This is a genomic window from Mesorhizobium sp. WSM4844, from assembly GCF_055811775.1.
In genome coordinates, this window is sequence record NZ_JBVVQB010000031.1 from 67,752 (window position 1) to 75,407 (window position 7,656).

The 7,656-nt window shown below is 63.5% G+C and carries 8 protein-coding genes; 4 read left to right on the top strand and 4 right to left on the bottom strand.

Annotated elements, in window-relative coordinates; all coding sequences use genetic code 11:
• Positions 1–7: 7 nt before the first annotated feature.
• From AC0L2A_RS22575 to AC0L2A_RS22590, 4 genes are all read right to left on the bottom strand, one after another.
• Entirely contained in the window at positions 8–811 is an 804-nt protein-coding gene (locus AC0L2A_RS22575; protein ID WP_473610732.1) for an alpha/beta hydrolase, read from the bottom strand.
• Between the two features lie 85 nt (positions 812–896).
• Entirely contained in the window at positions 897–1,790 is an 894-nt protein-coding gene (locus tag AC0L2A_RS22580; RefSeq protein WP_027153417.1) for an HlyC/CorC family transporter, read from the bottom strand.
• On the bottom strand, positions 1,787–2,971 hold the full coding sequence (gene aroB, locus AC0L2A_RS22585) for a 3-dehydroquinate synthase (RefSeq protein WP_473610734.1): 1,185 nt from the start codon (positions 2,969–2,971) through the stop codon (positions 1,787–1,789). The genes AC0L2A_RS22580 and aroB overlap by 4 nt, the downstream gene beginning before the upstream one ends.
• Positions 2,968–3,573: a shikimate kinase gene (locus AC0L2A_RS22590; RefSeq protein ID WP_473610735.1), complete on the bottom strand. Its 606-nt coding sequence runs from the start codon at positions 3,571–3,573 to the stop codon at positions 2,968–2,970. Before AC0L2A_RS22590 ends, aroB begins: the two co-directional genes overlap by 4 nt.
• A 262-nt stretch (positions 3,574–3,835) precedes the next feature.
• On the opposite strand from AC0L2A_RS22590, the gene AC0L2A_RS22595 reads away from it, so the two are divergent.
• The 4 genes from AC0L2A_RS22595 to AC0L2A_RS22610 all read left to right on the top strand — a co-directional run bounded on the left by AC0L2A_RS22595 (position 3,836) and on the right by AC0L2A_RS22610 (position 7,601).
• Positions 3,836–3,988 (top strand): histidine kinase, encoded by a 153-nt coding sequence (locus AC0L2A_RS22595; RefSeq protein WP_091593135.1) that lies wholly within the window; start codon positions 3,836–3,838, stop codon positions 3,986–3,988.
• A gap of 5 nt (positions 3,989–3,993) precedes the next feature.
• Positions 3,994–4,911, top strand: coding sequence for a site-specific tyrosine recombinase XerD (locus AC0L2A_RS22600; RefSeq protein ID WP_473610737.1), 918 nt, complete (start codon positions 3,994–3,996; stop codon positions 4,909–4,911).
• Positions 4,912–5,028: 117 nt separating this feature from the next.
• A complete protein-coding gene (locus tag AC0L2A_RS22605) occupies positions 5,029–5,979 on the top strand; it encodes an acetyl-CoA carboxylase carboxyltransferase subunit alpha (protein WP_023797175.1) in 951 nt (316 codons plus the stop codon).
• A 293-nt stretch (positions 5,980–6,272) separates the two neighbouring features.
• Complete coding sequence (locus AC0L2A_RS22610) at positions 6,273–7,601, top strand: L,D-transpeptidase family protein (RefSeq protein ID WP_473610738.1); 1,329 nt, start codon at positions 6,273–6,275, stop codon at positions 7,599–7,601.
• Positions 7,602–7,656: the final 55 nt, after the last annotated feature.

The following is a 7,656-nucleotide window of genomic DNA, read 5'->3' on the forward strand; positions in this document are numbered from 1 at the left end:
AACCGCTCTATCCGAGCGCTGCCTTCAGGAAAATCATCACCGCACGGGTCAAGGCGTCGCCTTCGTCGCCGAAATCGCGATTGATCGACATGTGCGAATAGGCGCTGCCGTCGAACAGTGTCACCTCCGTTCCGGTCGCCCGCAGGCGCTCGGCGAAGGCCCGTGAGGCTGCCGCACGACCCGCTGCGCGCGAATAGGCGATGAAGGTCGCCGGATGTTTGCGGCTCCCGACATGGGTGGCAGGCGACAGCGTTCGCCACTGCGCCGGGTCGGGAAAGGCCTTTGCATAGGCCCGTGTCATGCCGCCGCTCCTCGCAAGCGCCTTCAGGTCATAAGCCCTGGTATCGTTGAGAACCAGCGCCGCGACGCCGGGCAGACCGCCGCGCAGCCCGGTCAGTGCGGCGAGATGGCTGCCGGCCGAATGGCCCATCACCGCAATCCGGTTCGGATCGCCGCCGTATCCGGCGATGTTGGCGCGCACGTAGCGATAGGCCTGCTCGACATCGTTGGCCTGGGTGGCGACATCAGCCTCAGGCAGCATCCGGTAGTCGATCGAGACGAAGCAGAAGCCATTGTCGAGCAGGAAGTCCGGCTTGACGTCGACGTTGGTGCGATTGCCGGCTCGCCAGGCACCGCCATGGATGAAAACGATCACAGGCAGGGAGCTGGCGCCGGCGCGCGCGTAGATGTCGAGCCTGGCCGGACCGTAGTCGATGGTTTGCGGAGATGGCGAAAGCCGGCGCGACGCCGCCGAAGCGCTGGCCGTCAACAAAGCCATCGACATCAAAAGCAGGGTTCGCCGATCGATCACCGTCACCTCCAGACAGCCCGGTCGAAAGTGCACGCCGGCGCGGCGAGCGTCCAGGATTGATTAGCCGCGAAAGAACCTATCAGAACTAAATCTCGCCGGCCGGCCTGATCCTCAGCCTTGCAATCCGGTTCTTGTCGCGCTTCATGACGACGAAGCGCTTGCCGTGAAAGGTGAAAGCCTGCTTCTCGTCCGGGATCAATTGCGTCTCGTGAATGACGAGACCGGCAATGGTGGTGGCTTCTTCGTCCGGCAGGTCCCAGTCGAGCGCCCGATTCAGGTCGCGGATCGACACAGTGCCATCGACGACGACGGAGCCGTCGGCTTCCTGCTTGACGCCCTGCATGTCGATATCGTGCTCGTCGGCTATCTCGCCGACGATCTCCTCGATGATGTCCTCCAGCGTCACCAGCCCCTCGACCTCGCCATACTCGTCGACGACGATAGCGAAATGCGCCTTGCGCCGCAGGAAGGCGTTGAGCTGTTCCTGCAGCGTCGTGGTATCGGGCACGAACCACGGTTTTGAAGCGATCTTCATCACATCGATCTTGGAAAAGTCGTTGCCGACATCGTTCAACGCGCGCAGCAGGTCCTTGGCGTGCAGCACGCCGACGATGTTGTCGAGCGAGCCCTTCCACAAGGGCATGCGGGTATGCGGGCTCTGCAGGATCTCGCGCACCACCGCTTCCGGCGGATTGTCGGCATTGACCGAGCGCATGTTGGTGCGATGGACCATGACATCGGACACTTCGAGCTCATCGAGATCGGACAGGCGACCGATGCGGGCGCGATCCTCGCGCACCACCTGTCCGTCGCGACGAAAATCGTCGACGGCGCCCCGCGATTCATCATGGTTCGAATGCTGTGGCTCGATGCGCTGCAATTCATAGCCGAAGGCGGCGAGCAGGCGCGCGCGAAAGGCAAAGGCGAGCAGGCCGAGCCCGGCAAGGACAGCAGCGACAATCCAGCCGGCCTCGCTCATCCCGGTCGGCTGTTCTGCTGACCCGGTCGGCCTCTCGGCTGACCCGGTCGGCTGTTCTGCTGACCCGGATGGTTCTCCCTCAGAAACGACAGCACTTCCGACGCCGGCACGTCCTTGGCGATAAAGGCCTGGCCGATGCCGCGCGTCAGGATGAAGGTCAGCGCGCCGCGCGACACCTTCTTGTCCTGGGTGATGAAGGCAAGCAGCGCTTCGGCGTCAGGCAATTCACCCGGAATATCGGCCATGCGCCAGGGCAGGCCAACGGCGCGAAGATGCGCCTCGACGCGCGCCGCATCGTCGGGACTTGCCAGGTTGAGGCGTGACGAAAAGCGATAAGCCAGCGCCATACCGATGGCGACTCCCTCGCCGTGGACGAGACGGGCGCTGTCATATTGGGTGGCGCCCTCGAGCGCGTGGCCGAACGTGTGGCCGAGATTGAGCAGCGCGCGGTCGCCGGTCTCGAACTCGTCGCGGCCGACGACATCGGCCTTGGCGCGGCAGGCCTCGGCGATGGCCTCGGCCCGTTGCGGGCCGCCGGAGAACACCTTGCCCCAGTTTTCCTCCAGCCAGGCGAAGAAGTCGGGGCGATCGATGAGCCCGTACTTGGCGAGTTCGGCGTAACCCGCCCGGAATTCCCGGATCGGCAGCGTGTCGAGCACTTCGGTGTCGGCCAGCACCAGTTTCGGCTGATGGAAGACGCCGACGAGGTTCTTGCCACGCGCACTGTTGATGCCGGTCTTGCCGCCGACGGAAGAGTCGACCTGCGCCAGCAGCGAGGTCGGGATCTGCACGAAATTCATGCCGCGGCGCACGATGCCGGCGGCAAATCCGGCCAGATCGCCGATGACACCGCCACCGAGCGCGACGACGACATCGCCGCGTTCCAGTCTTGCGGCGAGCACGCCGTCCACCACCTCTTCGAGATGCACGAAACTCTTGGTCTTTTCTCCCGCCGGCAAAGTAATGACCGCGGGCCGGATGCCGCCCTTTTCAAGGCCGGCCCTCAACGTCTCGAGGTGGGCGGCGGCGACATTGACGTCGGTGACCACCGCGGCGCGCGTGCCGGGCAGGCGGCGCGAAATCTCGGTGCCGGCGCGCAACAGCAGGCCGGAGCCGATCAATATGTCATAGGCGCGATCGCCGAGCCCGACTTCGACGGTGACTGTCGCATTGCTTTTCACGAGCGCACCTCGCCTGTCGCGGCTGCCACGCCGAAATACCCGCAAAGCGCGTTCACCACCTCGGCGGCGATGACCTCCTTGCGATCGTCGCGGGTCGGCACGGTAACATCGGCGGTGGCGTAGACCGGATAGCGCTCGGCCATCAACCGCTCGATCACGGCACGGGGATCGGCGCTTTTCAGGAGCGGCCGGTTCTGCTTCTTGGAAACGCGGTCCATCAACAGGTCGATCTCGGCCTTCAGCCATACCGACACGCCATGGCCGGCAATGGCCTCCCGCGTCGGCGCGCTCATGAAGGCGCCGCCGCCCGTCGACAGCACCTGCGGGCCGTGTTCCAATATGCGCAGGATGACGCGCTGCTCCAGCGCCCGGAACTCGGGCTCGCCATAGCGTTCGAACAGTTCCGGGACGCTCATCCGCGACACGCTTTCGATTTCCTGATCACTGTCCATGAAAGGCAGTCCCAGCATCCCCGCCACCTTGCGGCCGATCGCCGTCTTGCCGGCGCCCATCAGCCCAACAAAGACAATGGAACGGCTGCCCAGCCGGCCGAGCAGCGCGGCATGGCTCTCATCGGGAGGATTGGCTGGCAACGCGTTCATGACACCATTATGTTTCTAAGCAGGTTCCGCAAAGCTATCCCAGGTTTTGCGACAGAACCTGCGACAAGCCAAAGAATCCAGGCAGGCAATTTTCGGGCTAGCCCACGAATGCCTGCTTGGACCCCTCTTTGCCGGCGTATCGACATCAAAAGCCTGATTGCGTCAAGCGTGGCGCCGCCGCACGTCGTCCGCGCTTCGCCCTTGAATTGGCCGGATTGGCGTCTCATAAGGGCACGCAGAACAACAAGACGGGCGAGAATTGATGCCGACACTGTTCCGCTTTGTCGTGACGCTCACGATTCTGGCCGGCATTGTCTATGGCGCGATGTTCGCTCTGGCGATGTTCGTCGAGCCGAGAAAGGCCGAAATGAGCGTGCGCATCCCTCCCGAAAAGCTCATTCCCAAGAAAAACTGAGAGACATGAACAGCGCGGCCCGCATCGAAGCCTTTCTGGAAATGATGAGCGCCGAGCGCGGCGCTGCCGAAAACACGCTTTCCAGCTATCGCCGCGACCTCGAAGACGCATCAGCGGAGATCGACGGCGGGCTCGCTGGTGCCGCCGCTGCCGATATCCGCAACTATCTCGACGAGATAGCCGCACGCGGTTTTGCCGCCACCTCGCAGGCACGCAAGCTGTCGGCGATGCGCCAGTTCTTCAAGTTCCTCTACGCCGAGGGTCTGCGCGGCGACGACCCGACCGGCACCCTGGACAGTCCGAAGAAGGGCCGGCCGCTGCCGAAGACGATGAGCGAGGCCGACACCGGCCGGCTGATCGACCGTGCGGCGCAGGAGGCAGCTGGCGCCTCGCTGAACGATGGCGACGGCCTGGCGGCGCTGCGCCTGCATGCGCTGGTCGAGGTGCTCTACGCCACCGGTCTGCGGGTTTCCGAACTGGTCGGCCTGCCGGTGACGGTGGCGTTGCGCGACGATCGTTTCTTCATGGTGCGCGGCAAGGGTGACAAGGAACGCATGGTGCCGCTATCGGCAAAGGCGCGCGTGGCCATGCGGGCCTGGCTCGCTGCCCGGGCAACGGTGCCGGCTTTGGCGGATAGCCCGTTCCTGTTTCCGGCGGCAAGCGACAGCGGTTATCTCTCCAGGCAGGTCTTCGCCCGCGACCTGAGGGGCCTTGCCGCGCGGGCCGGCATCGCCTCGGCGAAAATATCGCCGCATGTGCTGCGCCATGCTTTTGCCAGCCATCTCCTGCAGAACGGCGCCGATCTCAGGGCGGTGCAGCAGTTGCTTGGCCATGCCGATATTTCAACGACGCAGATTTACACACATGTGCTGGAGGAGCGGCTGGTGCGGCTGGTCAACGATCATCATCCGCTTGCCGACTAGGCGTCATATCGCTATGTGAGGACCACGTTCCACCGCCCGGAGCCTCTGTTTCCCAGGTTCCGCCAGTCATTGCCTACCGGCTTGTCATTGCCTCCCGGCTTATCGGTCCGCTCAAGAATGTACAATTACCTCGATTTCGAAAAGCCGGTCGCCGATCTCGAAGGCAAGATCATCGAGTTGAAGAAGCTCGCCGAGAATGGCGAGGCGGTCGATGTCGGCGATGAGATCAGCCGGCTCGAGAAACGCGTGCGCGACGCATTGCGCGACACTTACAAGGCACTGACCCCGTGGCAGAAGGTGCAGGTGGCGCGCCATCCGGACAGGCCGCATTGCGTCGACTACATCAAGGGGCTGTTCAACGATTTCACGCCGCTTGCCGGCGATCGCAATTTTGGCGAGGACCAGGCGATCGTCGGCGGCTTCGCCCGCTTCCGCGGCGAGCCGGTGGCGATCATCGGCCAGGAAAAGGGCTCGGACACGGCCAGCCGGCTGAGGCATAATTTCGGCTCGGTGCGGCCGGAGGGCTATCGCAAGGCGGTGCGGCTGATGGAACTCGCCGACCGCTTCAATATCCCGTTGCTGACGCTGGTCGACACGGCCGGCGCCTATCCGGGCGTCAATGCCGAGGAGCGCGGCCAGGCCGAAGCCATCGCCCGTTCGACCTCGGCCTGTCTTCGCCTGAAGGTGCCGTCGATCTCGGTGGTCATCGGCGAAGGCGGCTCCGGCGGTGCCATCGCGATCGCCACCGCCAACCGCGTCTACATGCTCGAGCACGCCATCTATTCGGTGATCTCGCCGGAGGGCGCTGCCTCGATCCTGTGGCGCGACACCACCCGCTCGAAGGATGCGGCGACCAACATGAAGATCACCGCTCAGGATCTGCTGGAGCTGAAGATCATCGACGCCATCGTTCCCGAACCGCTCGGCGGCGCCCATCGTGGCCCGGATACGGTGATTGCCGCCACCGGCGATCTCATTGCCAAAACGATGAAGGAATTCTCCGGCGCCAACACCGATTTTCGTGAGCAGCGCCGCGAGAAATATCTGGCTATGGGGCGAAACCTCTAGACTATGATCCCGAACCGAGACTCAGCGCAGCAAAAAGTGGGTATCGGTTTTCGCAAAAGGCGTGGTCGAACAAGAGGATTCAGGCCGGCCGATTTCAGTCGGACGGACCGCCGGACGGTTTCGACGCCGCAATGTGGCGAGATTAAGCACCTTCGCCACAAAAATGCCGCTGCGCTCGTTTCAATCGGATTGCCGTAAGGCCTGGTGCTGCGGTAAGGAATTTTCAAGGTTAACGGGCTTAGGGTTGGGTCTGTCGGCCCTGATGCCTGCGGTCCGAAAGAAAAGACATAGCCATGTTTGCCAAGCTTGCCCGCACCGCACTTGTGATTGCCGCGATAGGCGTCGCTGGCTGCAACGATTCTTCGATGAAGGATTTTGCCCCCCACGCCAACAAGCCGCTGCCCGAAAAAATCCTGGCCAGCATGAAGGCCAAGGGCATGACCCGCACCTCGCCGGTGATGGCCCGCATCTTCAAGGAAGAGGGCAAGCTCGAAATCTGGAAGGCCAAGACCAACGGTCGCTATGACTTGGTCGCCAGCTACGACATCTGCAAATGGTCGGGCAAGCTGGGCCCCAAATACACTGAAGGCGACCGCCAGGCACCGGAGGGCTTCTATACGGTCCGTCCGGCGCAGATGAATCCGCGGTCGAGCTACCACCTTGCCTTCAACATCGGCTATCCCAACGTCTACGACCGCGCCAATGGCCGCACCGGTTCCCATCTGATGGTCCATGGCGCCTGCTCGTCGTCGGGCTGTTATTCGATGACCGACGCGCAGATCGAGCAGATCTACGCCTTCGGCCGCGACGCTTTCCAGGGCGGGCAGACCGAGTTCCAGATCCAGGCCTTTCCGTTCCGCATGACCGCCGCCAACATGGCGCGCTATCACAAAGATCCGAACTACGAATTCTGGAAGATGCTGAAGGTCGGCTACGACAATTTCGAGATCACGAAAGTGCCGCCGAAGGTCGATGTCTGCGAGAAGCGCTATGTCTTCAACCAGGTCGCGCCTGACGGCGAGACCTTCGATCCGACCGGCGCCTGCCCCGCGACGACGCAGCCGGATTCGCTGAAGAGCGCCTTCAATGCCTACCAGAGCACCTACGAGGCGGCTTTCAATGGCGCGGTCAAGGCCAGCGTGCCGGCTCCCAAGCCGACCATCGGCGGGATCAAGGAAGCCAGCATCGTCTCCGAGTGGTCGAAGAAACGCGCCCGTGGCGAACGCGTGCCGATCGATCCGCCGTCGTTCAACGCCGACGGCTCGGTGACGGCGACGGCGCGCATGGGCCGCATCGATTCGCCGGCGGGCCGCAAGATGGCCGCGCTCGACGCCGAGAAGGCCGCCAAGCAGAAGGCCGAGGAGCAAAGGCTTGCCGCGATCGAAGCGGCCAAGGCCGCGAAAGAGGCGGCCAGGGCTCAGGCTCTGGCCGAAAAGCAAACGGCCAAGATCAATTCGCTGGCCGAAGAGGAGGATGCCAGGGCCGCTGCCGAAGCGCCTGTCGCTACCGCGACAATCGCGTCGTCCCCCGATGCCGCCCCGGCCGCAACGCAGGCGGCGAATGCCGGTGAAAGCAGGACGACAAGGCTGAAGAAGAAGCTGCTCGGCATGTTCGGCGGCTGAGCTTCATGCCTGAACAAGAAGATGGGGGCCAGGAAGACAGGCCCTCAACCAGCCC

Excerpts from the sequence above, each read along its gene's own strand:
- AC0L2A_RS22580 (WP_027153417.1), bottom strand. The coding sequence starts at position 1,790 with ATGAGCGAGGCCGGCTGGATTGTCGCTGCTGTCCTTGCCGGGCTCGGC.
- AC0L2A_RS22595 (WP_091593135.1), top strand. The coding sequence starts at position 3,836 with ATGCCGACACTGTTCCGCTTTGTCGTGACGCTCACGATTCTGGCCGGC.
- AC0L2A_RS22610 (WP_473610738.1), top strand. The coding sequence starts at position 6,273 with ATGTTTGCCAAGCTTGCCCGCACCGCACTTGTGATTGCCGCGATAGGC.
- AC0L2A_RS22605 (WP_023797175.1), top strand. The coding sequence starts at position 5,029 with ATGTACAATTACCTCGATTTCGAAAAGCCGGTCGCCGATCTCGAAGGC.
- AC0L2A_RS22590 (WP_473610735.1), bottom strand. The coding sequence starts at position 3,573 with ATGAACGCGTTGCCAGCCAATCCTCCCGATGAGAGCCATGCCGCGCTG.
- AC0L2A_RS22600 (WP_473610737.1), top strand. The coding sequence starts at position 3,994 with ATGAACAGCGCGGCCCGCATCGAAGCCTTTCTGGAAATGATGAGCGCC.